This window comes from Massilia sp. Root351, from assembly GCF_001425045.1.
Taxonomy (GTDB): Bacteria; Pseudomonadota; Gammaproteobacteria; order Burkholderiales; family Burkholderiaceae_D; genus Rugamonas.
The window spans coordinates 181,911-206,977 of sequence record NZ_LMDJ01000031.1 but is presented as its reverse complement, the minus strand read 5'-3'; the positions used below and the strand labels follow the sequence as shown (position 1 = coordinate 206,977).

General features: G+C 68.1%; 20 protein-coding genes. 9 read left to right on the top strand and 11 right to left on the bottom strand.

Annotated features, from left to right (window positions below; all coding sequences use genetic code 11):
• The first annotated feature begins 1 nt into the window (after nt 1).
• From flgG to ASD15_RS20895, 7 genes are all read left to right on the top strand, one after another.
• Complete coding sequence (gene flgG, locus ASD15_RS20925; protein WP_200954029.1) at nt 2-793, top strand: flagellar basal-body rod protein FlgG; 792 nt, start codon at nt 2-4, stop codon at nt 791-793.
• Nucleotides 793-1,455, top strand: a complete 663-nt coding sequence (gene flgH, locus ASD15_RS20920; RefSeq protein WP_200954028.1) for a flagellar basal body L-ring protein FlgH — start codon at nt 793-795, stop codon at nt 1,453-1,455. The genes flgG and flgH overlap by 1 nt, the downstream gene beginning before the upstream one ends.
• A gap of 9 nt (nt 1,456-1,464) precedes the next feature.
• Nucleotides 1,465-2,604 (top strand): flagellar basal body P-ring protein FlgI, encoded by a 1,140-nt coding sequence (locus tag ASD15_RS20915; RefSeq protein WP_057156961.1) that lies wholly within the window; start codon nt 1,465-1,467, stop codon nt 2,602-2,604.
• An 11-nt stretch (nt 2,605-2,615) separates the two neighbouring features.
• Complete coding sequence (locus tag ASD15_RS20910) at nt 2,616-3,041, top strand: hypothetical protein (RefSeq protein WP_157201056.1); 426 nt, start codon at nt 2,616-2,618, stop codon at nt 3,039-3,041.
• A 96-nt stretch (nt 3,042-3,137) separates the two neighbouring features.
• Entirely contained in the window at nt 3,138-4,508 is a 1,371-nt protein-coding gene (flgK, locus tag ASD15_RS20905) for a flagellar hook-associated protein FlgK (protein ID WP_057156960.1), read from the top strand.
• Between the two features lie 10 nt (nt 4,509-4,518).
• A complete protein-coding gene (flgL, locus tag ASD15_RS20900) occupies nt 4,519-5,433 on the top strand; it encodes a flagellar hook-associated protein FlgL (protein WP_057156959.1) in 915 nt (304 codons plus the stop codon).
• Nucleotides 5,434-5,452: 19 nt separating this feature from the next.
• The gene (locus ASD15_RS20895) at nt 5,453-6,484 is read left to right on the top strand and encodes a hypothetical protein (protein ID WP_057156958.1); all 1,032 of its coding nucleotides are present in this window, start codon (nt 5,453-5,455) and stop codon (nt 6,482-6,484) included.
• Between the two features lie 8 nt (nt 6,485-6,492).
• Here ASD15_RS20895 and ASD15_RS20890 read toward each other — a convergent pair whose 3' ends face one another.
• The 8 genes from ASD15_RS20890 to ASD15_RS20855 all read right to left on the bottom strand — a co-directional run bounded on the left by ASD15_RS20890 (nt 6,493) and on the right by ASD15_RS20855 (nt 13,253).
• On the bottom strand, nt 6,493-8,730 hold the full coding sequence (locus tag ASD15_RS20890) for a bifunctional diguanylate cyclase/phosphodiesterase (protein WP_082552077.1): 2,238 nt from the start codon (nt 8,728-8,730) through the stop codon (nt 6,493-6,495).
• Between the two features lie 115 nt (nt 8,731-8,845).
• Nucleotides 8,846-9,514, bottom strand: coding sequence for an amino acid ABC transporter permease (locus tag ASD15_RS20885; RefSeq protein WP_057156957.1), 669 nt, complete (start codon nt 9,512-9,514; stop codon nt 8,846-8,848).
• A 3-nt stretch (nt 9,515-9,517) separates the two neighbouring features.
• Entirely contained in the window at nt 9,518-10,324 is an 807-nt protein-coding gene (locus ASD15_RS20880; protein WP_057156956.1) for a transporter substrate-binding domain-containing protein, read from the bottom strand.
• 20 nt (nt 10,325-10,344) lie between these two features.
• Nucleotides 10,345-10,761: a hypothetical protein gene (locus ASD15_RS20875; RefSeq protein ID WP_057156955.1), complete on the bottom strand. Its 417-nt coding sequence runs from the start codon at nt 10,759-10,761 to the stop codon at nt 10,345-10,347.
• Nucleotides 10,762-10,820: 59 nt separating this feature from the next.
• The gene (locus ASD15_RS20870) at nt 10,821-11,534 is read right to left on the bottom strand and encodes a DUF882 domain-containing protein (protein WP_082552012.1); all 714 of its coding nucleotides are present in this window, start codon (nt 11,532-11,534) and stop codon (nt 10,821-10,823) included.
• A gap of 191 nt (nt 11,535-11,725) precedes the next feature.
• A complete protein-coding gene (locus ASD15_RS20865; protein WP_229418284.1) occupies nt 11,726-12,286 on the bottom strand; it encodes an EAL domain-containing protein in 561 nt (186 codons plus the stop codon).
• Nucleotides 12,226-12,768, bottom strand: coding sequence for a putative 2OG-Fe(II) oxygenase (locus ASD15_RS33335; RefSeq protein WP_057156953.1), 543 nt, complete (start codon nt 12,766-12,768; stop codon nt 12,226-12,228). Before ASD15_RS33335 ends, ASD15_RS20865 begins: the two co-directional genes overlap by 61 nt.
• 11 nt (nt 12,769-12,779) lie before the next feature.
• Nucleotides 12,780-13,253, bottom strand: a complete 474-nt coding sequence (locus ASD15_RS20855) for a GNAT family N-acetyltransferase (protein ID WP_307188293.1) — start codon at nt 13,251-13,253, stop codon at nt 12,780-12,782.
• Nucleotides 13,254-13,493: 240 nt separating this feature from the next.
• Between ASD15_RS20855 and ASD15_RS20850 the strand changes: the two genes are divergently transcribed.
• Both ASD15_RS20850 and ASD15_RS20845 read left to right on the top strand, forming a co-directional pair.
• Nucleotides 13,494-14,528, top strand: a complete 1,035-nt coding sequence (locus tag ASD15_RS20850; protein WP_057156951.1) for a sulfate ABC transporter substrate-binding protein — start codon at nt 13,494-13,496, stop codon at nt 14,526-14,528.
• Nucleotides 14,529-14,732: 204 nt separating this feature from the next.
• Nucleotides 14,733-15,608: a serine hydrolase gene (locus ASD15_RS20845; RefSeq protein ID WP_057156950.1), complete on the top strand. Its 876-nt coding sequence runs from the start codon at nt 14,733-14,735 to the stop codon at nt 15,606-15,608.
• 39 nt (nt 15,609-15,647) lie between these two features.
• Here ASD15_RS20845 and recD read toward each other — a convergent pair whose 3' ends face one another.
• Genes recD through recC form a run of 3 tightly spaced genes read right to left on the bottom strand, consistent with a single transcriptional unit; the run spans nt 15,648 to nt 25,034 of the window.
• On the bottom strand, nt 15,648-17,669 hold the full coding sequence (gene recD / locus ASD15_RS20840; protein ID WP_057156949.1) for an exodeoxyribonuclease V subunit alpha: 2,022 nt from the start codon (nt 17,667-17,669) through the stop codon (nt 15,648-15,650).
• Nucleotides 17,659-21,495: an exodeoxyribonuclease V subunit beta gene (gene recB, locus ASD15_RS20835; protein WP_057156948.1), complete on the bottom strand. Its 3,837-nt coding sequence runs from the start codon at nt 21,493-21,495 to the stop codon at nt 17,659-17,661. Before recB ends, recD begins: the two co-directional genes overlap by 11 nt.
• Nucleotides 21,495-25,034 carry an exodeoxyribonuclease V subunit gamma gene (gene recC, locus ASD15_RS20830; RefSeq protein ID WP_057156947.1) on the bottom strand — a complete coding sequence of 1,180 codons (3,540 nt, stop codon included), beginning with the start codon at nt 25,032-25,034 and terminating at the stop codon, nt 21,495-21,497. The genes recB and recC overlap by 1 nt, the downstream gene beginning before the upstream one ends.
• Nucleotides 25,035-25,067 lie beyond the last annotated feature (33 nt).

The window sequence follows — 25,067 nt, the reverse complement described above, 5'->3', positions numbered from 1 at the left end:
CATGAATCCAGCAATGTGGATCAGCAAGACCGGTGTCCAGGCGCAGGACGCGAAACTGCAAACCATCGCCAACAACCTGGCCAACGCCAACACCGTCGGCTTCAAGCGCGACCGCGTCGCCTTCCAGGACCTGTTCTATTCGATCGAGCAGCAGCCGGGCGCGCAGCGCGCCGACAACAACACGCTGGCGCCGTCCGGCGTGCAGCTGGGCAATGGCGTGCAGCTGGTGGGCACGCAGAAGATTTTCACCAACGGCAATATCCAGAACACCACCAATGCGCTCGACGTGGCCATCAACGGCAACGGCTTCTTCCAGGTGCGCCGCCCGGACGGCGAAGCGGCCTACACCCGCGCCGGCCAGCTGCAGCTGGACCAGAACGGCATCCTGGTCAACAGCAGCGGCCTGCCGCTGGTGCCGCAGATCACCGTGCCGGCCAACGCCACCGCCGTCACCATCGGTGAAAACGGCGTGGTCTCGGCGGTGGTGGCCGGCAGCGCCACCCCGGCCGTGCTGGGCCAGCTGACCTTGACGTCCTTCATCAACCCGACCGGCCTGCAGGCGCTGGGCGAGAACCTGTTCGCCGAGACGGCCGCCAGCGGCGCGCCGACCGAAGGCAATCCCGGCACCGACCAGTTCGGCAAGCTGAAACAGGGCGCGCTGGAAGGCTCCAACGTGCAGGTGGTGGAAGAAATGGTGGACATGATCGCCGCGCAGCGCACCTATGAAATGAACACCAAGGTGCTGACCGCCGCCGACAACATGCTGCAATACCTGTCGCAGGCGGCGCGCTGATGAAAACCGCCCTGCCCGCCGCCCTGGCGCTGCTGCTCGGCGGCTGCGCCGTCGTCCAGCCGCCTGTGGTCCGGCCGGGCCCCTTCGACGACGCGCCCACCATGGCGCGCTCGGCCGCGCCGCGCGGCACCGCGGGCGGCGTCTACGCCGCCGACGCCGGCCTGTCGCTGACCTCGGACAGCCGCGCCTTCCGCGTCGGCGACGTGGTCACCGTGCTGCTGGAAGAAACCACCCAGGCCTCGAAGAGCGCCGGCACCTCCTTCAAGAAGGATTCCGGCATCAACGTGGCCGCGCCCAGCCTGCTGGGCAAGACCTACCCGAAAGCGGGCATCGACCTGAACGCGGGCCGCTCCTTCGAGGGCGACGCCACCAGCACCCAGCAGAACGCGCTGTCCGGCGCCATCACCGTGATCGTGCAGGAAGTCATGCCGAACGGCCTGCTGCGCCTGGCCGGTGAAAAAATGCTGACCCTGAACCAGGGCGAGGAATTCGTGCGCCTGCGCGGCTATGTGCGCGCAGCCGACATCGACGCCGACAACCGCGTCTCCTCGCTGCGCATCGCCAACGCCCGCATCGCCTATTCCGGCCAGGGCACGCTGGCCGACGCCAATTCCCCCGGCTGGCTGACGCGCTTTTTCGCCAGTCCCTACATGCCTTTCTAAGGTGGCACCATGCGCCGCACTCCTGTCCGCACTCCTTTCCTTTCCGCCGGCGCCGCCCTCGCCTTCGCCTGCGCCGCGCTGCTGAGCGCACTGCCCCTGCAGGCCCAGGCCGCGCAAACCCTGCGCAACCTGGTCAGCATCGAAGGCGTGCGCGAGAACCCGCTGGTGGGCTACGGCCTGGTGGTGGGCCTGAACGGCAGCGGCGACTCGACCCAGGTCAAGTTCTCCAGCCAGTCCGTGATCAATATGCTCAAGCAGTTCGGCGTCAAGGTGCCGGACGGCACCGACGCCAAGAGCAAGAACGTGGCCACCGTCATGGTCAGCGCGGTGTTCCCGCCCGGCTACCGGCGCGGCCAGGCGATCGACATCACGGTGTCCTCGCTGGGCGACGCCAAGAGCCTGCGCGGCGGCGCCCTGCTGCTCACGCCGCTGCGCGCGGCCGACAATGAAGTCTACGCGCTGGCCCAGGGCAACGTGGTGGTGGGCGGCCTGTCGGCCGCCGGCAAGAGCGGCTCGTCGGTGACGGTCAACACCCCCACCTCGGGCCGGGTGCCGAACGGCGCCACCATCGAGCGCGAGATCGCCACCGACTTCGCCACCAGGCCGACCGTGCGCCTGTCGCTGCGCCATCCGCATTTCCAGACCGCCACCAACATCGTGGAGTCGATCAACAGGAAATTCGGCGAGATCGCCAGCACCACCGACGCCACCAGCGTGGACGTGGTAGCGCCGGAAAACCCGACCCAGCGCGTGGCCTTCATGGCCAAGCTGGAAAGCCTGGCCATCGAAGTGGGCGACAACAACCCGAAAGTGGTGTTCAACTCGCGCACCGGCACCGTGGTGATCGCCGACGGCCTGCGCGTGCGCGCCGCCGCCGTCACGCACGGTTCGCTGAAGGTAGTGATTTCGGAAAGCAGCAAGGTCAGCCAGCCGAACGCCTTCGCCCAGGGCAGCACCCAGGTCACGCCGCAGTCGGCCGTCAGCGTGGACCAGGGCTCGGGCCAGATGTTCAAGTGGCCGGCCGGCGCCAAGCTGCAAACCATCATCGACACCGTCAATGCGCTGGGCGCCTCGCCGGACGACATCATGGCCATCCTGCAGGCGCTGGACCAGGCCGGCGCCATCGAAGGCGAACTGGTCGTCATCTAACGGAAAGCACCATGGACCGCCTCACGCCCAACCTCGCCCCCATCCTGCCGCGCCAGCTCGACATCGGCCCGGCCACCCGCCCCGCGCTGTCGGCGCCGGCGGCCGAGGCCGCCCCGGCCGACCCGGCCGACGCCCATTACCGCGCCAAGGCCACCGAGGCGGCCGTCAAGTTCGAATCGTTCTTCATCGGCGACATGCTGCACCGCATGCGCACCTCGACCGAGGCGCTGAAGGACGAGGAGCGCAAGGACAGCATCAACCGCGACATGCTGGACATGGCCGACAACCTGGTGGCCGACCAGATGGCCGGCCAGCGCGCCTTCGGCGTGGCCGACGCCATCCTGCGCCAGCTGCTGCCTGCGGCCGCGCCGGTGGCGCCGCAGCTGCCGGGCACGCCGATGCCGCTGGCGCCGGCAAATAAAGCCAAAACCATTTAATGCGGCGCGGAAAGTGGTCGCCTTTATCAGTTAACGGACCAGTGAAGATGCTTTAAAGCAACTGGTCCCCGCCTACACCAGGAAAGACCAGCACCAATGAGCATACTCAGCAACGCGCTGTCCGGTTCGAACGCAGCCCAAGCGGCGATCCACACCACCAGCCAGAACCTTGCCAATCTGCAAACCAAGGGCTATACCCGCCAGGGTGTGCTGCTCAACGCCATGGCGCCCGGCCTCGGTTCCAAACAGGCCGGCAACGGCGTGGAAATCGGCGGCCTGCTGCGTTTCTCCGATTCCTACAAGAGCCAGCAGATGTGGCGCGCGGCGTCCGACCTGGGCGCCCACAGCCAGACCCAGCCCTACCTGTCGCAGATCGAACGCGTGATGGGCGACGACAAGTCCGGCCTGAGCAACGGCGTCGACGAGTTCTTCAAGGCCCTTAACGCGGCCGGCGTGGATCCGACCTCGACCCCGCTGCGCCAGGCGGTGGTGACGGCGGCCAATTCCATGTCGCAGCACTTCAACAGCATTTACAACGTGACGGCCAACCAGCGCCTGTCGGTGCGCCAGCAGCGCGACGCGCTGATGCCGTCGATGAACCAGAGCATGGCCGGCATCGCCGCCCTGAACGCGCGCATCACCGGCGCCTCGGCCACCGGCACCAATGTGTCGGCCCTGATCGACGAGCGCGACATGGCGATCGACCAGCTGGCCTCGATGGCGGCAATCGAGGTGATCGACCAGCCGGACGGCTCGCGCAGCGTGTCGCTGCGCAGCGGCCAGCCGCTGGTGGTGGGCAACCTGGCCAGCACCATCGCCATCGACAGCACCAGCGGCAGCCCGGTGCTGACGCTGACCTTCGCCCAGTCCAAGTTCCAGCTCGACGACACCAAGGTGGGCGGCCAGATGGGCGGCTTGTCGGCCTACGACAAGAACGTGCTGGAGCCGCTGCAAAAGTCGATCCAGGACATGGCCTCGCAGATGGCCGACAAGATCAACACCCAGCTCGGCCTCGGCTTCGACTCGGCCGGCAATCCCGGCAAGCCGCTGTTTACCTTCGACGCGGCCAGCACCACCGGCATGCTGCAGATCGACCCCGCCTTCCTGGCCGCCGACCTGGCCTTCTCGGCCGACGGCACGCCGGGCGACAACGCCAACCTGCAGCTGCTGATCGGCATCAAGAACCAGCCCGTGACGCTGACCTCGGTCGGCTCGGTGCTGCTGGGCGACGCCGACACCCAGCTGGTGGGCAAGCTGGGCATCGACAGCCAGCAGAACCAGGCGCTGCTGAAAACGGCCACCACCATCCGCCAGCAGGCCGAGGATGACTGGAAATCGACCAGTGGCGTAAACCAGGACGAGGAAGCAATCAACCTGGTGGAATTCCAGAATATGTACCAGGCGAACATGAAAGTGATCGCCGTGGCCAACAGCCTGTTCGACGCCACGCTGGCGATGTTCAACTAAGAGGATCGCCATGCGCATCGCCACTTCCCAATCGCAAGCCACGATGAACCGCTCGCTGATGATGAATCAGGACGCGCTGACCCGCCTGTCGCAGCAGATGGCGTCGGGCTCGCGCATCCAGGTGCCGTCCGACGACCCGGTCTCGAACGTGCGCATTTCGCGCCTGAACCGCGAGGAAGCCATCGTCGGCCAGTACCGCGAGAATATCGACGCGGTGCAGATCCGCCTGCAAAAGAACGAAACCTACCTGAGCAGCGTGGTGCGCGACATCAACGACGCGCGCGACCTGTTCGTGTGGGCGCTGGACGGCGGCAGCACCACGGCCGACGACCTGCAGTCCATGGTGACCTCGCTCGAATCGATCCGCGAGAGCATCCTGTACAGCGCCAACACCAAGGACCAGGAAGGCCGCTACATCTTCTCCGGCACGCTCACCAGCACGCCGTCGGTGAGCTACGACGCGGCCGCCGCGGCCGGCGCGCGCTACACTTTCACCGGCAACAACGGCAAGCAGCAGGTGGTGGTGGGCAACGGCATCTCGCAGACCGCCAACGTCGACGCCCAGGGCCTGGAAGTGTACCTGAACCAGATCGACGCGGTGCTGGACGGCCTGACGGTGCCGGGCGTGACGCCCAACGACCCGGCCTTCCGCGCGCTGCTGAGCAGCGCCCTGACCGGCTCGGACGACGGCCTGACCCTGGTGTCGGGCAAGATCGCCACCTTCGGCGGCGCCCAGAACATCCTGGCCACGCTGTACGACAACCACACCAACGTCAGCCTGTCGAACCAGATGGCGCTGACCGATATCGGCAAGCTGGACTACGGCCTGGCGGCAACCGAGTTGAACGGTTATACGGTTGCGTTACAATCCACTTACAAGGCGTATGCCAAGGTCAGCAACCTGTCGCTGTTTAACGTACTCTAACTGACGCCGTCCACTCCGCATGCAAATCGCTCCACGCCCCAGTTCCAGCGGCCTCGCCGCCGGCAATACCAGCTCCACCGGCAAGGTCGACGAGACCAGGCTGGCGGCGCCGGTAGGCACGCCTGAAGCCGGTGCGGCCGGTGCGCCCGCGCCGGTGGCGCGGCGCGGCGTGAGCAACTGGGACGGTCCGCTGCAGAGCGACATCTCGGGCGCCCAGCAGGCGGTCGACTTCCTGGAGCAGAGCGCGGCCCAGCTGCGCATGCTGAAAGCCGAGCTGAGCGCCAAGCTGGCCAGCCGCGCCGGCCGCGACGGCCAGGTGGAGGCGCGCGTGCGCCAGTTCAACGACACCTGGCGCAACCGCCAGGACGCCTCGGGAGGCACGCTGGACAGCCAGCTCGGCTACAACGCCAGCCAGTCCCTGCAGCGCTTCAAGGTGCGCGGCATGAATATGGCCAACCTGCGCAGCGGCGCGCGCGAAACGCTGGCCATCGCGGTCGGCGGCGGCGCCGCCGGGCTGCGCTCGGTGGCGCTGGAGCCGGGCCTGTCGGACCAGGAAATCGTGCAGCGCTTCAACCAGGCGCTGGTGCCGGTCAACATCAGCGTCGGCCTGGGCGACAATGGCGACCTCGAATTCGCCGTGCCCGAGTCGGCCTGGGCCAGCGTGCGCGACACCATGGCCATCCAGGGCGGCGGCATCCGCTTCCCCACCGGCCAGCTGCACCGCGTGCGCGCCGAGCCGGAAGCGCCGGCCATCGCGCCGGAAACCTGGAGCACCAGCGACGCCGAAGCGATCCGCCAGACCTTGAGCCAGGTGATCCAGGCGCTGAGCCATGTGGAAGCGGCGCTGGCCAAGGTCAACCTGGCCCTGAGCGACGCCAGCGCGCGCGCCGCGTCGGCCATGCCGCAAGTGAGCGCGGCCGGCATGGACCAGGCGGCGCAGAACTTCGTGGTGGCGGCCAACGAGCCCAGCTACGCTTCCCTGCTGAGCCTGACCTCGGCGCTGACCGGCATCAACCGCGAACGCGTGATGGCCCTGCTGGGCCTGCGCTAAGCCGCCCCCTACCGTTCCGGCAGCGCCGTGCCGCGCCGCGCCAGCGCGATCAACGCGTCCGGCGCCAGCGCGTGCGCGAACACATAGCCTTGCGCATAGTCGCAGCCGGCCTGCACCAGCAGCGCGTGCTGGGCTGCCGTTTCCACCCCTTCGGCCACCACCTTCAGCCCCAGCTTGTGCGCCATCACGATGATGGCCTCGCACAGCGCCAGGTCGCCCGAGTCGCCCGCCATGTCCTGCACGAACACCCGGTCCAGCTTGAGGAAATCGATGTCGAACTTCTTCAGGTGGGTCAGCGACGCGTAGCCGGTGCCGAAGTCGTCCAGCGCCACCTGCAGGCCCATGGCGCGGTAGCTGCGCAGGCGCCGCAGCACCTCGGCCGCGCCGTCCAGCAAGATGCCCTCGGTGACATCGATGACAATGCTGCGCGGCGCCAGCTGCAGCGCCGCCACATAGGCCGGCCAGCCCTCGGACCAGCCGGGGTCGCCGCGCAGCTGCCCCGGCGACTGGTTCACGCTGATCTGGAACGGCCGCCCCAGCTGATCCTGCCACTGGCGCGCCTGGTCGGCCGCGCGGCGGAACACCCAGTCGCCGATTTCACCCATCAGGCCGCTGTGCTCGGCCTGGGCGATAAAAGCGTCCGGCTGCAGCAGCCCGCGCTGCGGATGGCGCCAGCGCAGCAGCGCCTCGGCGCGCTCGATGGCGCCGCTGGCCAGGTTGACGATGGGCTGGTACACCAGCTCGAACTGCGCCGCCGCCAGCGCGCCGCGCAAGTCGGCCGCCAGCCGTTGGCGCTGCTGCGCGGCCAGCTGCAGGTCCTGGGTGAAATAGTGGTAGCGGCTGCGGCCGGCCTGCTTGGCCGCGTACATGGCCTGGTCGGCATGCTTGAGCAGCTCCTGCGGCGCCTGCGCGTCGGCCGGGTAGCAGGCGATGCCGACGCTGGCCGACACCACGCCGCTGTCGCCGTCCAGCTCGAACGGCTCGCCCAGCGCGCGGACGATCTCCTGCGCCACCCGCTCCACGCTGGCCAGCTGCTCCAGCCCGGCCAGGATCACGGTGAATTCGTCCCCGCCCAGGCGCGCCAGCGTGTCCGAGGCGCGCACGCAGCCGGCGATGCGGGCCGCCGCCTGCACCAGCAGCGCGTCGCCCTTGTCATGGCCCAGGCTGTCGTTGACCTGCTTGAACTGGTCCAGGTCGATGAACAGCAGCGCCAGCTGCATGCCTTCGCGCCTGGCCTTCTTGATTTCCTGGCCCAGCCGGTCCTGGAACATGTGGCGGTTGGGCAGCGCCGTGAGGGCGTCGAAGTTGGCCTGCTGCCAGATCAGGTCGGACGACTGCTTGCGCTCGGAAATGTCGGTCACCAGCGCCAGCGCGCCCAGGTAGCCGCCCTCGGCGTCGAAGATGGGGTTGGTGGCCAGGGTGGCCCACAGCGGCGCGCCATCGCTGCGGAGGAACTTGAACTCGTGGCGCTCGCGCAGGCCCTGCTGGCGCTGCGCGATGTTGCGCTCGAGGATGGCGCGGCCCTCGTCGTCCATAAAGGCCATCAGCGGCCGATCGACCATGTCTTCGATGGCGTAGCCCAGCATGCTGGCCATCTTGGGATTGACGAAGGAGGTGCGCGACTGCGCGTCGATCTCCCAGATGCCCTCGTCGGCGCTGTGCACGATGCGGCGGAAGCGCTCCTCGCTGTGCTCGAGCGCGGCCAGCTTGCCTTCGGCCAGTTCCAGCACCACCCGGAACGCCTGGCCGCTGCCGTCGGCGCTGGCGCGCAGCGTGACCGGATAGCCCTGTTCGCCTGGCCGGCCGCGCGTCATCTGCAGGTCGCAGCGCTGCACCGCGCTGGTATTGAGCGCGCTTTGCACGAAGGCGTCGAAATCGGCCATGAAGCGCGGCGCCACGAAGTGGCGGAACTTGACCCGGGCGGGATTGTTGCGCGGCAGGCCCAGCAGGTCGGCGCCCACCAGGTTCATCTGCAGCACGGTGGTGTCGAACGCCAGCACGAAATAGCCCACCGGGGCCAGCAGATAGATGTCGTTGAAATAGCCCTGCTCCTGCTCGTAGCGCAGGCGTTCCGGGCTCAGCGCCAGTTCGTCCGCGCCTAACTGGGCGCCGCCGGCCGGCTGCACCGCCAGCGAGGCCAGCGCGGGCAAGGCATGCCACGCCGGCGCGTGCAAACCGGCCAGGCCGCCCGGCGGCGCGCCGGCGGCCGGCGCGGCTTCGGCGCCCCCGGCGGTGGGAGCTTGCATATCCTTATCCATGTCACCCTTGGTCGCAATGGCCAGGCAGTGGCCGAACGCGATTCTAGACTAGCATGTCTCATTTGCAATGTCGAGCGTCCGGCGGCGCCAGGCGCCGCCCGGCCTAGCGTGCGTGGGCCCGGTTCAGGTGCCGCTCGGCGCGCCGCTGCAGCGTTTCAAAGCCCAGGCTGAGCAGCCAGTAGATGGCCGCCGCCGCCAGGTACAGCGGCAGCGGCTGGAAGGTGGTGGCGATCAGTTCCTTGGTGGTGAGCATCAGCTCGGTCATGGTGATGACCGACACCAGCGAGGTGTCCTTGATCAGGCTGATCAAGGTGTTGCTCATGGACGGCACCGCCACCCGCAGCGCCTGCGGCAGCACCACGTGGTACAAGGTGCGCCAATAGCCCAGGCCCAGGCTGTAGCTGGCCCACCACTGGCCGCGCGCCACGCTCTGGATGGCGCCGCGCAGGCTCTCGGACAGGTAGGCGCCGGCGTTCAGGCTCAGCGCCAGGATGCCGGCCGTGACCGGCGTGAATTCGATACCCACGCTGGGCAGGCCGTAATAGATGACGAACATTTGCACCAGCAGCGGCGTGCCGCGCATCACGCTGACATACAGCCCGGCCGGCCAGGCCAGCAGCTTCCACGGCAGGATGCGCGCCACGGCGGTGGGGAAACCGAGCAGCAGGCCGCCCAGCATGGCGGCCACCGCGTACGCCAGCGTGTAGCCGGCGCCGGTCAGCATCACCGGCCCCGCTTCGCGGAACAGCTCCTGCAATTCCTGCAGCCCCATCGCTTACGGCGCCTTGCTGACGTCCACCCCGAACCATTTCACCGAAATGGCTTTCAGGCTGCCGTCGGCGGCGGCCTCGGCCAGCGCCTTGTCGATCGCGGCCTTGAACTGCGGGTTGCCCTTCTTGAAGGCGGCCGCCACTTTTTCCACCTTGCCGACCTTGGCGCCGGCCTTGATCGGCAGGTCCGACGTCTTCAGCAGATACGCTGTCATCAGGCTGTCGTTCAGCGCGGCGTCGACCCGGCCCACGGCCAGGTCGCGCAGGTTCTCCGGCGCGGCCGGGTAGCTGCGCACCTCGATGCCGGGCACGGCCTTGGCCTGCTGCTCGTACACGCTGCCCTGCCCCACGCCCAGGCGCTTGCCCTTCAGGTCGGCCAGCGTGCTGTACTGCGCCTTCTCGTCCTTGCGCACCACCAGCTGCGGCATCGAATACTCATAGGGCGCCGAGAAATCGAAGGCCTGCTCGCGCTTCGGGTTGACCGTCACCTGCGACACGATGACGTCGTACTTGCCGGCCTGCAGGCCGGCCAGGATGCTGGCCCACTCCGAGGTGACGAACTCGGTCTTCACGCCCAGCTTGGCGGCCAGCAGCTTGGCCACGTCGACGTCGAAACCGGCCAGTTCGCCGCTTTTCTGGTCCTTGTAGTTAAACGGCGGATACGTGCCTTCCAGCGCCACTTTGATGGCGCCGCGCGCCTTGACGGTCTCCAGCAGGTCGGCCGCGTGGGCGCCCGCAGGCGCGGCTGCGGCAGCGGCCGCCAGCAACAGGGAGGCCGCCGCCAGTTTCAAAGAGGATCGGGAAGTGCGCATGGTTATCCTTGTGATGAAGTTTAGTAGCGGCGGCGCTGGCCGCGTCCGAAATTGTGGCCCACCACCAGAATGGAACTGGCGATCAGGCTGCTCAAGCCCATGACCAGCTGGATCAGCTTGTCGTCCGGCAGCACCCACATCGATCCCTGCGGCGGTTCGGCCTGGGCGATGGCCACGATCAGCGGCGACACCCATTCGGCCTCGGCGTCCACGTCGAGGATGATGGCGCCGTCGGCGCTGGTCTGCATGTGGATGGTGCCGCCCTCGGCCAGCGTGAAGCACACGCCATAGCCGGTCTCGTTGGGACCGATATGCTCCTTCAGCGCCAGGTTGTGCTCTTCGATCCACAGCTCGACGTCGCCCGGGCTCTCGAGCGCGGTCCAGGGCACCGGGCGGAAGCGCGGCTTGGCTTCGATATTGTCTACTGCGTCCTGCATGGATTTCCTGTCGGTAAAACTAAAAGAATCCGGCAGTGTAACCCGGCCCGGCAAAAACGTCAGCCTTTCCAGGTGCGCTTCAGGCCCGTGTCCGCATGGATCCAGCCGCCCTGCGGCGTGTTGCGGTAGTAGTAGCCGACCCCGCCCTGGCGGAAGCTGCGCACCAGTCCGCCCAGCACTTCGGCGTTCAGGTTGCGGATACGGATATCGGCCGCCTTGCCCTGGATGTGCAGCGACTGGCGCGCGGCCGGCACGCCCTGTTCGATCAGGCGCTTGTTCGAATCCGGCGTGCGGTAGCCCGACAGGATCTCGACCGGGCTTTCAATGCCGTAGCGCGCCACGAAGGCTTGCGTGCCCCACAGCGTTTCCAGCAGCTTGGGATCGATGGGTGCGGTTTCCTTGCCGTTGACGTCGCGCAGCAGGTGGCACAATTCCTGATAGGCCGCATCGATCATCTCGCCGTCCTTCCAGTACAGCAGGCTGGCCTTCTCGCCGCTGGCCGGGCGGGTCACGCTGATGGTGCGCGGCTTGAGCCAGAACTCCATATCGAGCAGCTGGGCGTCGAATATGTCCGGCGGCGGCTCCAGATCCGGATCGGCCTGCGCCGCCGCCGCAGCCAGCTGGGTGGCCGGCTTGATTGCCGGCTGCGCGGCCGGCCTGGCCTTGGCAACGGCCTTGGCCGGCGGCGACGCGCAGCCAAGCAGCGGCACGCCGATGAAACTTGCGGCCGTCAGGCCGAATCCTGTCTGTAGAAAATTCCTGCGAGTAGCCATAGCAATTCCAGTGTAACGATATTGATTACTATAGCCTATAGCAGGGGGAGTTGAGAAACCTCTTTAAGTATACGACGCAGGTTTAAGAAAAATTTAAGGTCCTTCCTTTGCGGAACACGAGCATGGCACTTTAGTGCGGCGACAACATCACGCCGGACATCCGTGAAGCACCCAATTTAAGCCCGGAGCGCTCAGGCGCCCGCTCCGGCTGCATGGAACGGATGGGCATGCGCCACGTCAGCCGCCAGCGCGGTACGCGGCGGGTCCAGCAGCATGCCCTGCGCCAGCAAGGCCTGCCCCGACACGTCGCCCATGCGCTGCAGCGCCAGCAGCGATTCCGCCGTTTCCACCCGCTTGAAGACCACGCGCGCACCGGCTTGGCGGGCCTGCGCCAGCAACGCCAGCACGCTGCCCTGGTCCGCGCGCTGGCCCGCGTCGAGCCGGATCACGTCCGGCCGCACCCGTTCCAGCAGATGCAGGCCCTCGCGCGCGCTGGCGGCGTTCACCGCGAAACGGAAGCCGTTGCGGCGGTAGTTGTCGGCCACGTAGTTGAGCAGCCAGCCCTGCTGCGCCGTCACCGGCGGCAGCTGCAGCACGATGCGGCCTATCGGCAAGTCCAGCGCGTCCAGGATGCGCTGGAATGCGTAGCCGTGGTTGCTGCTGACGGCGCTCAGCAGCCGGTCATGCACGTTCAAGCAGAGGTCGGCGCCACCGCTGTCTTCCTGGCGGAAGAAGTTGATCGCGTGCAGCATGCGGCACAGCCCGTCAGGCCGCCGCCGTTGGCGCCGCGTCCCGCCACCTGCCCCAGTGCAACGGCCGGGCGCGGATCGCGGAACAGCAGCGGCCCGGCCTGCTGCGGCACCTGCAGATAAAAACATCCACTGAGCAAGCGGTTGGCGTGCATGTGCGGCATGTTGAAGCAGCCGCGCTCATGCACCTCCAGCCAGGCCTCCATGCGGAAACGCACCGCGCCGGGCAGCTGCATTTCCTGCAAGGCCTGGCCGAAACAGGCTTGCGCCGCCTCGTGCAGCGGCGCGAACACCGGCTGCTCGAACAAGGTGGCCGCGCTGTTCCAGCCCTGGCGCATGCTGCCGCCGGCCGCTTGCGGCTGGGCCGCGCGCCACTGCCCCGCCGCGTTCAGCCAGAGCGGGAAATGCTGCTGCAGGAAAGTGAGATCGAAGGACCACAGCGTGGTCGGGAAGATAGCCTGGCGGGCGACCGTGATGTCGGGCATGGGGGAGCGGCTCAGGCCGAGTTGCAGTTGCAGAAGCGCTTGCGCTGGCTGGCGTCCGGCTCGGCGCTGCGGTCGAGCTGTTTCCAGAAAAAGATGGTGTCCACGCCATACGGCGAGCGCACGTGGCCGGAGCGGATATAGCCCTGGCTGGCGAAGAATTCCTCGCCGGTGGCCGTGCTGTGCAGCTGCACCGCCTTCACGCCCCAGTTGCAGGCGGTTTCCTCCACCTTGGCCAGCATGGCCTTGCCGGCGCCCTGGCCGCGCGCCTCCGGCAGCAGGTAGCACAGCGCCAGCTTGCCGGCGCCGGTCAGCAGGGACACGCCGATCACCTCGCCGTCCTTGAGCGCCACCACGCAGTAATTCGTCGGGGATTCGAACCAGCTCGCCACGGTCTGCGGGGTCTTGTTGCCCAGCCATGCGCCCAGGATGCCGGGGTCGTTCTTATGGTCGAGCACGCAGCACTCGGTAATGGAGCGGCGCAGCACATTGCACGCTGCAAAAGCGTCTTCCGATGCAGCAATACGAATTTCAAGACTCATTGTGTTCAAAAAAATTACCCGCCGCATGGCGTCACAGGCCGACTATACACCAGCGGTAAGAAAACCGTCGGGCCGCTCGACCCGCACCATGAAAGCCAGCTGCGGTCTAAGCATATTACGAAAAATTCGTATCTTTTCCGGGCCGAATTATAGACCATGCATATATGTTTTTTACGAGAGCCAATAATGTCTAAGAAAATTTCCGTATTAGGTGCAGGCAAGCTGCCACGCCGTTTCTTCCTCGCTGCCGTGGCCGCCGCCGCGCTGCCGCTGGCCGGCAATGCCTGGGCCGCCGACCCCGTGCTGCTGAACGTTTCCTACGATGTGATGCGCGAAGTGTTCAAGGATATCAACCCGGCCTTCATCGCCGACTATAAGAAGAAGACCGGCGTCACGCTGACCGTAAACCAGTCGCACGGCGGCTCGTCCAAGCAGGCGCGCTCCGTGGCCGACGGCCTGAAAGCATCGGTGGTGACGATGAACCAGGCCAACGACGTGGACCTGCTGGCCGACCGCGGCCTGGTCGCGGCGGACTGGAAAACCAAGTTCCCGCACGGCGCCGCGCCGTTCTACTCCACCGTGGTCTACCTGGTGCGCAAGGGCAATCCCAAGCAGATCAAGGACTGGACCGACCTGGCCAAGCCGGACGTGAAGGTGGTGATCCCGAATCCTAAAACTTCCGGCAACGGCCGCTACACCTATCTGGCCGCATGGGGCTCGGTGCTGAAAAAAGGCGGCAACGAAGCGCAGGCGCGCGAGCTGGTGGGCAAGATCTTCAAGAACGTGCCGGTGATGGACACCGGCGGCCGCGCCGCCACCACCACTTTCACCCAGCGCCAGATCGGCGACGTGCTGGTGACGTTTGAAAACGAAGTGCAGCTGGTCAGCAGCGAATTCGGCGACAACTTCGAAGTGGTCTACCCGGCCGTCTCCATCCTGGCCGAATCGCCGGTGGCGGTGGTGGACAAGGTGGTCGACAAGCGCGGCCTGCGCAAGGAAGCGACCGCCTACCTGAACTTCCTCTACTCCGACGCCGGCCAGGACATCCTGGCCAAGCACCACCTGCGCCCGACCTCGGAAGCGGTGGCCAAGAAGTACGCCGCCGCCTTCAAGCCGATCACGCTGCTGAGCGTGGACACGGTGTTCGGCGGCTGGCGCGCCGCGCAGAAGAAACACTTCGACGATGGTGGTGAATTCGACAAGATCTACGCCACGAAATAAGCCTTAGCCCAGCGTGTTCGCGCTACCCCGGCCCCGCAGTTGCTCTGCGGGGCTTTTTTTTGCGCCCGCTCAAGCGTGCGCCTCACATTCAATAGACGAGTTACGCGATTTCCTGTATTGTCGATTCTGGGGAAACGTTGCCGCATAGATAGTAAAATTCTATCCCGCCGCCCCCGTCCGAATACTCTCATTCCGAAGACAAAAATGATCAAGAAAACAGTAGCAGCCCTGCTGATGTCCTTGAGCGCCGCCGCTATGGCGATGCCGCTCGGCTCGCAGTCGGTGCTGGTGGTCGAAGACGACACCGGCAAGATCCTGGTGGAAAAGAATGCCAACGCCGTGGTGCCGATCGCCTCGCTGACCAAGCTGATGACGGCCATGGTGGTGCTGGACGCCAAGCAGGACATGAATGAGGAAATCGAGATCGACAAGGAAGACGTCGACACCCTCAAGCACAGCACCTCGCGCGTGCCGGTGGGCGCGGCCATTCCGCGCGGCGACGTGCTGCAGCTGGCGCTGATGTCCTCGGACAACCGCGCCGCCGCCTCGCTGGGCCGCACCTACCCGGGCGGCACGCCGGCCTTCAAGGCCGCCGTCAACGCCAAGATCCGCGCGCTGGGCCTGACCCAGACCGTGATCGAGGAGCCCACCGGCCTGTCGCCGAACAACAAGTCGACCGCCTCCGAACTGGTGAAGATGGCCGCCGCCGCCTCCAAGTACGAGGCGATCCGCCGCATGACGACGGACAAGAACGAGATCATCAACATCAAGGGCCGCAAGGTGGAGTACCACAACACTAACCGCCTGGTGGGCGCCAAGGGCTGGGACATCGGCATGTCCAAGACCGGCTACACCGAGGAAGCGGGCCGCTGCCTGATCATGCGCATCACCTCGGCCGGCAAGAACGCCACCCTGGTGCTGCTGAACGCCAAGGCCAACTCGGCGCGGCTGATGGACGCCTTCAACATCCGCCGCTTCATCTCCGGCGCGGAAGAAGAGGCCAAGCCGCGCGTGATGCGCGCCTCCAGCCGCAAAAAGGCGCCGGCCACCAAGAATCCGCGCCGCCGCCGCGCGTCCTGACGCCGCTTAAGTGTTGTTTTAGCGGTGATTTAGCGTTGATCATGCGCTGATCAGCGCGCGCAGGCCGCTGGCGCGCTGCGTGCGCTGTCCGATAGCGGTGTCCAGCACCGCTGCCGACGGGGTGCACAGCGTGAAGTGCTCCTTGGCGCGCGTGATGCCGGTGTAGACCAGTTCGCGCGCCAGCACAGCGCCGCCCTCGCGCGGCAGCACCATCACCGTGTGGGCGAACTCCGATCCCTGCGATTTGTGCACCGTCATGGCGAACGCGGTGTCGACCTGGCGCAGCCGCGTGGCGAGCACGCTGCGGATGCTGGCGCCCTCGCTGAAGTACACGCGCAGCGAGCCGGGACGCGCCGGGTCGGGCAAGGTCAGCCCGATGTCGCCGTTGAAAACACCGGTGCCGTAGTCGTTGCGGGTAACCATGACAGGCCGCCCCACGTACCACTCGCTGCGCTTGCGCAGCAGACCGGCCGCTTCCAGCCGCTGTTCGATGGCGTCGTTCAGCCCGGTCACGCCCCACTCCCCTTCGCGCACCGCGCACAGGATGCGGAACGCTTCGAAGCTACGCAGCACTGCCAGCACCCACGCGTCATGCGCCGGCCCCGGCTCGGCCAGCAGCCTGGCGTCGGCGGACTTGATCATGCGCAGATAATTCTGATAGCCGCCGTACTGGTGGCCGCCATTCGTGCCGGGACGGCCGGACAGGGCCAGCTGCAGCACGTCCTGCTGCTGCGCCGGGTCGATCCATGCAAGCTTGCCGCCGCTGTCGGCGCCCAGCACGGCGCGCACGGCTGGCGCGTCGCCCGCATTGACGGCCAGCGCCAGTTGCCCGATCGGGCCGCCGAAACGGCGGCTTTCGCGCAGCATCACGGTCTGCTGCGCCAGCGCACCGGCGCCGCCCTGGAAGCCGGGCGGGATGTCCTGGCCGGTGGCGGCGCGGATGTAGTCCACCGTGGCGGCGTTGTAGCCGCCGGCCTGCGCGTCGTGGCACAAGTCGCCCAGCACCGCGCCCGCTTCCACCGACGCCAGCTGGTCCTTGTCGCCCAGCAGGATCAAGCGCGCGTTGGCAGGCAGCGCATCGAGCAGCACGGCCATCATTTCCAGGTGCACCATCGACGCCTCGTCCACGATCAGCACGTCCACGTCCAGCGGGTTGCCGCGATGGTGCACGAAGCTGCGCGTGTCCGGCCGCGCGCCGAGCAGGCTGTGCAAGGTGCGCGCGACGCCCATGCGGGCAGCCAGCTCCGGCAGGTGCAGCTCGGGCACGCGCCTGGCCAGGTCCTCCAGCGCGTGGTCGATGGACTGCTTGAGGCGCGCGGCGGCCTTGCCGGTGGGCGCCGCCAGCGCTATGCGCAGGCCGGCCGCGGACGCGCCGCCTCCGGCGGTGGCGAACAGCAGCGCCAACAGGCGCGCGACGGTGTAGGTCTTGCCCGTGCCCGGGCCGCCGGTGATGATGCCAAGATTGCTGCGCAAGGCAGCCGCGCAGGCGATCTTCTGCCAGTCCGGCCCGCCCTCGCGCGGCGCATGGTCGAACAGGACATCCAGCCAGTGGCGCACCCGTCCCACGTCCACCAGGCGCGGCGTGGCGGCGCGCTCGCGCACCGCGTGCGCCACCGTGGTTTCGTCGCGCCAGTAGCGGCGCAGGTAGAGGCGTTCTCCGTCCAGCACCAGCGGCTGCTGGAAGTCCAAGTCCTGCACCGGCCAGACCTGCTCGCATTGGTAGAGCATGGCGCGCCAGGCGGCGACCGATTTGGGCAGCGCGCCGGCGGCGTTGCGCAAGGCGCTCCAGTCGTCCTCGTTCCAGCCCAGCAGGGTGCGCGGGTCGCCGGCCAGCTCGGACAGCAGCAGGCAGCTGTGGCCGCGCCCTTCCAGCTCGGACAACAGCACGCAAGCCAGCATCAGCGGCGGCGAGTTGTGGCCCAGCGAGCCGACAAAGCGCGCAAAGGCGCCGCTCAGGCGCCGCAGTTGGCCCGCTTCGGTCAGCGCGTCGATCTGCTCCAGCAGCGCCGCCGCTTGCATTGCTGCGGCCTGCGGCGTAGCGGCATGCGCGTCAGGTTTCATGGATGTGTCCAAGCTGTGGTGCCTCGTTCAGTAATTCGTCCAGCCCGTCCAGCAGGGCCGCCTCCGGCTCCAGCAGGTAACAGCCGCGCGTGTGCGCGTTGCCCACGCCGCGCAGGAAGAAGAAGATGGCGCCGCCCAGGTGCTGGGCCGGATCGTAGGCCTCGCCCATGCGGTTGCGCAGCAGGCGGTGCAGCGCCTGCATGTAGATGGCGCCCTGGATGTCATAGCGGTGCTCGGCCATGCCGGCCGCCAGCGACGGCGTCTGGTAGGCCGCGTCGCCCGCGCCCAGCGCGTTCGATTTGTAGTCCAGCACCCAGTAACGCCCTTCGTGCTCGAACACCAGGTCGGTGAAGCCTTTCAGCATGCCGTGCAGCTGGCGCTCGGGCAGCGTTGGGCGCGGCACGCCGCACAGCAGGTGGCGCCGGCACAGGCGGTCCAGCGCGCCAGTGCGGAGGCGCTCGCTGGGGAACCAGAATTCCATCTCGGGCAGCACGGCGTGCAGGCCGGACAGCGACGCGCCGAGTTGCGGCAGCGGCGTCGTGGCGATGGCGCGCAGCCAGGCCAGCGTGTCGTCGGCGCGGTTGGACCACCCGGCGCGCTCGATGCGGCGTAACAGGCGCTGGTCGAAGTGCGGATCGTGCACCTCGCCGAAGCCTTCCTGGCCCATCCACTCCAGCTGCTCGTGCAGGAAGTTGCCGGGCACCGAGCCGCGCGGGAAGCGGTGCCAGGGGGCGTCCTCGGGACGCAGGATGGGCGGCGCGTCCAGCCCTTCCAGCAGCTTTTCCTCGCCCGAGCTGCGCGGCACGTGGCGGCCGCCAGCCAGGCCGGCGGCGCCGAACGGTTCGCCGGCAGGTGTGTCGAACGGCGAGTCGAACGGCGCGCCGGCAGCGGCCGATGGTGCGCCGGTGCTGGCCAGCGATGCGCCGTGGCCCGATGCATGCGCGCCGCCGTAGGCTGCGGCGCCGGGGCCGTTGCCGCGCCGCGCCAGCGAGGTGAAGCTGCCGACCGACCAGTCGCGTTCGAAGTCGCCCTCGAAGCGCTGCGCCTCGACCAGCTCCGGGCGCTGTTCGACACGGTTCAGCATGGTCAGCGCGCCGGCCTGCTCCAGCGCGCGTACGGAAATCGCCTCGCAACCGCCTTTCACCTGTTCCCAGCGCGCCAGCAGCTCAGCCCCCGGCAAGGGTTCGCCGCCGGTCAGCAGATAGCCCAGCGCCGAGTCGTGCAGCAAGCTGGCGCCGCGCGCGGCCACGCCCAGCCACAGGAAATGGCGCGGACGCGTGAGCGCCACGTACAGTAGCCGCAAGTCCTCTTCCAGCCGCGCCGCCTCCGCCGCCGCCAGCGCCTCGTCCGACAGCGACATGTCTATCCTGCGCTTGCCGTCCTCTCCCGTGTATTCGAAGAAGCTGCGGTTGCGCCGGTCCACCTTGCGCGCCGTGGTGGCGAACGGCAGATACACCAGCGGATACTCCAGGCCCTTGGACTTGTGCACCGTGACCACCTGCACCAGCTCCGCGTCGCTTTCCAGCCGCAGCACCCGCTCGTCGCCGCCCTCGCCGCCGCCCTCGACCTGCTCGGCGAGCCAGCGTATCAGCGCCTGCTCGCCGTCGAGCTGGCGGCTGGCCGACTGCAGCAGTTCGGCCAGGTGCAGCAGGTTGGTTAGCCGGCGTTCGCCGCCCGCCTGCGCCAGCAAGCTGGCCGGCAGGTTCAGTTCGTGGATGAAGCGGCGCAGCATGGCCAGCACGCCCTGCCGCTGCCACACCACGTGCAGCGCCTTGAGCTGCTCCACGCGCGCTTCCCACGCCAGCTCGTCGGCCGACAGGCGCGCCAGTTCGGCCAGCGGCAAGCCCGCCGTGCGCGTGGCGAACGCGGCCCGCGCCAGGCCGCCGTCCAGCGGATTGGCCAGCGCCGACAGCCAGCGCAGCACGTCGCCCGCTTCCTCGCTCTCCAGCACCGAATCCTTGTCCGACAGGTAGACGCTGATCACCTTGCGCCGTTGCAGCGCGCGCCGGATCGCCGCCGCCTCTTTGCCGTCCCGCACCAGCACCGCGATGTCGGCCGGCTGCAGGCGCTTGAAGCCGTCCGGCCCGTCGAATCCGGCGCGCGGGTCGTTCAGCATGGCGGTGATGTGCTCGGCGCAATGCCAGGCGAAAAATTCCCGGTAGGCGTCCGCCTTCATGTCGTCGGCCACGCTGCAGGATACCGTCAGCGCCTCTACCTGGCCGGCGGCGCCGACCAGCCGCTCCTTGCGTCCGTTTGCGCCCACCGCGTCGAAGGGCAGCGGGTTGCTGCCGTCGGCCTTGCGGAAGCGGAAGGCTCCGCGCGCCAGGCCTTCGCCGGGGGCCGCCCCCTCGGCGTGCAGGAAGACCTGGTTGACCGCCGCCACCAGCGCCGCCGTGGAGCGGAAGTTGGTGCCCAGCTGGTAGTGCCGCCCTTCGGTGGCCAGCCGCGCCGACAGGTAGCTGTGGATGTCGGCGCCACGGAAGCCGTAGATCGACTGCTTGGGGTCGCCGATCAGGAACAGGCCGGTCTCGGCTTCGTTGGCCGCCACGCGGTACAACAGGTCGAAGATCTGGTACTGGATCGGCGCGGTATCCTGGAATTCGTCCACCATGGCCACCGGGTACTGCTCGGTGATGCGCTTGCGCAGCGCGGCGCCGTTCTCGCCCAGCAGCGCGGCGCGCAGGCGTTCCAGCATGTCGGCAAAGCCGAACTGGCGCGTGCGGCGCTTCAGTTCCGCCATGCGGCGGGCGATGGCCGCTGCCGCGTGGCGGTACAGCGGGTGCGCCAGCGGCTCGATCTCTTTCAGGCCGGCCGCCAGCAGCGCGGTGGCGTCGAAGTCGTCCGGCACCGCCGGGCTGTAGCCCTTGGCGCAAGCATCGGCGATGCCGTCAGGGGTCAGGCGGCGCCAGGCCGTGTCGCTGATGTCGGGCAAGACCTGATAGTCGTCCTGGGCCCACGCGCGCAAGCCGTCGAACCATTTGACCAGTGTTTCCGGTTTCATCTTCACGCCGTTGAAGCACTTGGGCGCGGCTTCGCGCTGCTGCGCGATCCACTGCTCCATGCGGTTGGCGCGCTCGCCCCAGCCGTCTTTCAGCTCCAGCAGCTGGGAGCGCTGGAAGCGCAGCACGCGCGCGATCAGCGCGTCCAGCGGTTCTGGCTGCGATGGCAGGCCCGGCTGCGCGGTATGCTCGCTATCCGCCTCGGCGACGAACTCGCTGCGGCGCGACAGTTCGCGCACGCTGCGCTTGAGCGCTTCCACGTCCGGCCAGCAGCCCAGCAACTGCTCCAGCGCAGCTTCCTTCAAGGGATAGACGTGCTGGCGCCAGTAGTCGTGCGCGGCGTCCTCGAACAGCGCGCCCTCGTCGCCCACCAGTTCCTCGTCGAACAGGCTGCCGCTGTCGAAAGCGTGCTCGCGCAGCATGCGCTGGCACCAGGCGTCGATGGTGAAGATGGCCGCTTCGTCCATGGTCTCGGCAGCCAGCATGAGCCGGTGCGCGGCCTGCTGGCGCGCTTCGTGCGAGGGATACGAGTCGAGCAGGGCGTCCAGGTAGCCGTCCTGTTTATCGGACTGGCCACGGAAGTAGGCCGCCGCTTCAATCAGCCGCTCGCGCACGCGGTTGGACAGTTCGCGCGTGGCGGCGCGGGTAAAGGTCATTACCAGGATATCGGCCGGCAGCAGCGGACGGCGGTAGGCATGCTCGCCGCCGTGGCCCAGCACCAGCCGCACATACAATGCGGCGATGGTCCAGGTTTTGCCGGTGCCGGCGCTGGCTTCGATCAGCCGCGAGCCGTGCAGCGGGAAAGTCAGTGGTGCGAGCAAGCTCATTATTCGTCCTCGCCTGCGATGGGCGTTATCGTTATTTGCTGCGCCATCCATTCGGCCAGCGGGCCGTAGAGTTCCTGCGCGACGTCGGCCCATTCGGCTTCGCCGGCCAGCGCCGCGAAGTCCGGCCACAGGCGGGCCAGGCACAGGTCGTCGCTCTCGCCGTTCACTTCAAAGCCGCCGTCGTACGTGGCGCGCGGGTCGCCGCCCTGCACCAGCGCCAGGCCGGTCTTGCAGGCGGTGGGCAATGGGCGGTTCATGCCGTCGCGCCAGATGGCGACCACGCGGGCCAGCGTTTCGCGCGCGTGCTGCAAGCCGAGCGGGTCCATCTTGACGATCACGTCGCGCGCGGCCAGGTAGCCGGTAACGGATTCGCCTTGCGCGGCGGCGGCCAGCTGACGCAGCCACATAAGAATGAGCTTGTCGCCACGGCCTTTGTATTCATCCTTGGCCTTGGTGGCGGCCTTGGAGGAGATTTGCGCCAGCCAGACTTTGTCGGTGCCGTTGCTGCGCAGCTGGTCGACCCAGTCTTCCAGGACGATGCTGTCCCCCGCCGCGCCGAATTCCAGGCTGACCGGAAGTTTGGGCGCGGGCAGCGGGTAGCGGGCGCACAGCTGCAGCCACGCGGTGCGCACCGGTACCAGGGCGTCGACCAGTTTGGCCTGTTCCTGCTTGCCGATCAGGCCTATCGGCAAGCGGCCTTCGCGGCCCAGCTGCTCGGCGCGCTCGGTGAGGTTGGCGCGCACATCGGCCATCGGTTCAGGTTCGCCGCTGTCGTCCAGCATCAGGTCTTCCAGCTGGTAGCGCTGCAGCGCATTCAGGGCGAACGGTTCCTCGTCCTCGCCCACCACCGCCGCTTCGGCGAACATCACGCCCAGGCGCTGGCGGAAGAAGTAGCGCACCGGCTGGCGCATGAAGCTGGCCAGGTTGTTCAGGCGCAGGCGGAAACTGGGTTCGAGCTCGTAGGGCGGAATGCCGGCGGTCACGGACGGCGCGGCGGCATCGGCGCCGGCGTCAGGCGCGGCGGTACCGGCAGCTGCGCGGGCGCCTGGCGCGGCGCCGCCGGCATCGGACGCGGACGCCGGTGCGGCGGTGTGCGCGGTGCGCCATTCGCCGGCGTAGGTCAGCAGGCCGCCGGCTTCGAAGTAGCGGCGGCTGAAGGGCTGCAGGGCGTGTTCGGTGGTGCGCGCGGCCAAGTCCACATGCCAGCCGGCCTTCAGGTAGTCGCACAGCTGCGCCACCAGCACCGACGGCGGCTGTTCGCTGTTGTCGCGCACATGGCGGCCCACCCAGCTGAGGTACAGCTTGTCGCGCGCGGCCAGTACCGCTTCCAGCATCAGGTAGCGGTCATCGTCGCGGCGCGAGCGGTCGCCCGGACGGGCCATGCCGGGCAGCGCCAGCAGGTCGAAGTCGGCCTTGCGGGCGCGGCGCGGGAAGTCGCCGTCGTTCATGCCCAGCAGGCAGACCACGCGGAACGGCACCGCGCGCATCGGCATCAAGGTGCAGAAGGTGACGCCGCCAGACACGAACTGGTGGTCCAGCGTCGGCTCGTCCAGCGCGCCGAGCCAGGACTCGCGCAGCACCGCCAGCGGCACCGCTTCGTCGAAGCCCGCGCCTTCGCAGGTCTCCAGCCAGCGGTTCAGTGTGTCGTCCAGCAGTGCCAAAGTCAGGCGGTCGCCCTCCTCGCGCGCGTTGAAGAAGGCCGCCAGCAGCGCGCGCGCCTGCACGCCCCATTCAGCAGGGGAACGCGGCTGCGCCAGCAAGGCGCGCCAGTGCAGCAAGGCTTCCACCAGTTGCGCCAGCGAGCCGGCCAGCGCGGCGTCCAGCCCGCCTACTTCGCCGTACGATTCGATGCCGCTGAAGGCCGTGTCCCTGCCGCTGGCGTAGCCGAGCAGCATGCGCCGCACGCCGAAGATCCACGCATTCTGCTCGCCGGCCGGCGCCAGGCCCAGGCCGGCGCGGTGCTGCTGGTCCAGGCCCCAGCGCACGCCGGCGCCCTCGATCCACAGGCCCAGCGTGGGCAGGTCTTCTTCCTCCAGGCCGAAACGGGCCGCCAGCGCAGGCACGTCCAGCAAGTCGCGCACCTCGCTCTGCCGGCAACGCTGCTGCGGCAGGCGCAGCAGCCATTCCAGCGCCACCAGCAGCGGATTCACGCTGCGGTCGTTCACGTCGCCGATTTCGAACGGGATGTAGCGCGGGTCGCTGCGCTTGTGCTGCGCGAAGACGGCGTGGATGGCTGCGCTGAAGACGTCGATATCCGGCACCATCACCACCACGTCGCGCGGACGCAGCGGGCGGTCTGTGTGCTGGGCGGCGGCGAACATGGCCAGCAGCTGGTCGTGCAGCACTTCCACTTCGCGCTGCACGCTGTGCGCCACGTGCAGCTCGATGGAGCGGTCATCGTCCGGCGGCTGCGGGTAGTGGTGGTCGGACAGCGGCAGCAGGTCGCGCACCGCGGCCTGCATCTGCGCCAGCATGGTGTCGCCGTCGCCGTCGCTGAACAGGTCCACCCGCAGCGGCGCCAAGGCGCCACCGTCGCCGCGTTCCTGCGCCAGCTGCGCTGCCTCGTTGGCAGCCGCGTCGAACTCGTCCAGCATGCGCACGAAGTCGCGCCCCTGGCGGCCCCAGCTCGCCAGCAGCGGGTGGCTGTGCGCGTGCAGTTCCTCCAGCGGAATCAGTCCCAGGTCCACGCCGTTGCGCAGCTGCTGCCGGCGATGCGCCGAACGCAGCAGATCGCGCCCTTCGATGATGTCGCCCCAGTAGAACTGGCAGGGATTGGGCACCGCCAGCACCACCTGCGTGTAGCGCGCCAGCGAGGCCAGCGCCTGCAAGGTCTGGTACGGCAGCGCCGACACGCCGAACAGCACGATGCGGCGCGGCAGCTTGCCCTGCGGCTGTTCGCCGCGCTCGGCGGCCAGCACGAACTCGGTGTGCACGGTGGCGCGCCCCAGCCCGCGATCCTGCTCCGGCACGCTGGCGATCACTGCGCGCCACAACGCGCCCTGCCATTGCTGGTCCGGCGCCAGCGGGATGCTCTCGCCGCGCGCCGTGCGCAGCGCGTCGCGCCCTTCGGCCCAGTCGGTGAGCCAGTCGGCGCGGTAGACCTGGTACTGGTCGAACAAGTCGGCCAGGCGTTCGGCCAGCTGCAGCCGGCGTTCCGGGTCGCCGTCGCCGAGGAAGTGGCGCAGCGGCGCGAACACCTCGTCGGCCAGCAGCGTAGGCAGCAAGCGCATCAGGCGCCAGGTCAGCGGCCCTTTGTCGAAAGCGGAAATGCGCGGCACCCGGTCGCGCCCCAGCATCCCGCGGTAAGTCTCCCACAGGAAGCGCGCCGGCAGCGCCACGCGGTTGGCGGCGCACACGCCCATTTCCTCGGCCAGCGCAATTTTCAGCCATTCGGCCACGCCGTTCGACTGCACCAGGAAAATGTCGGACTCCAGCGGCGCCAGCGGATGGTTGCGCAGCCACTGGAACACGGCCGCGCGCAGCAATTCCATCTGGTTGCCATGCAGGATCAACAGGCCTGGGGTGATGCTTGATTCCATAGATGAAGTGTAAAGGCGGCGCCGGAACCGCCA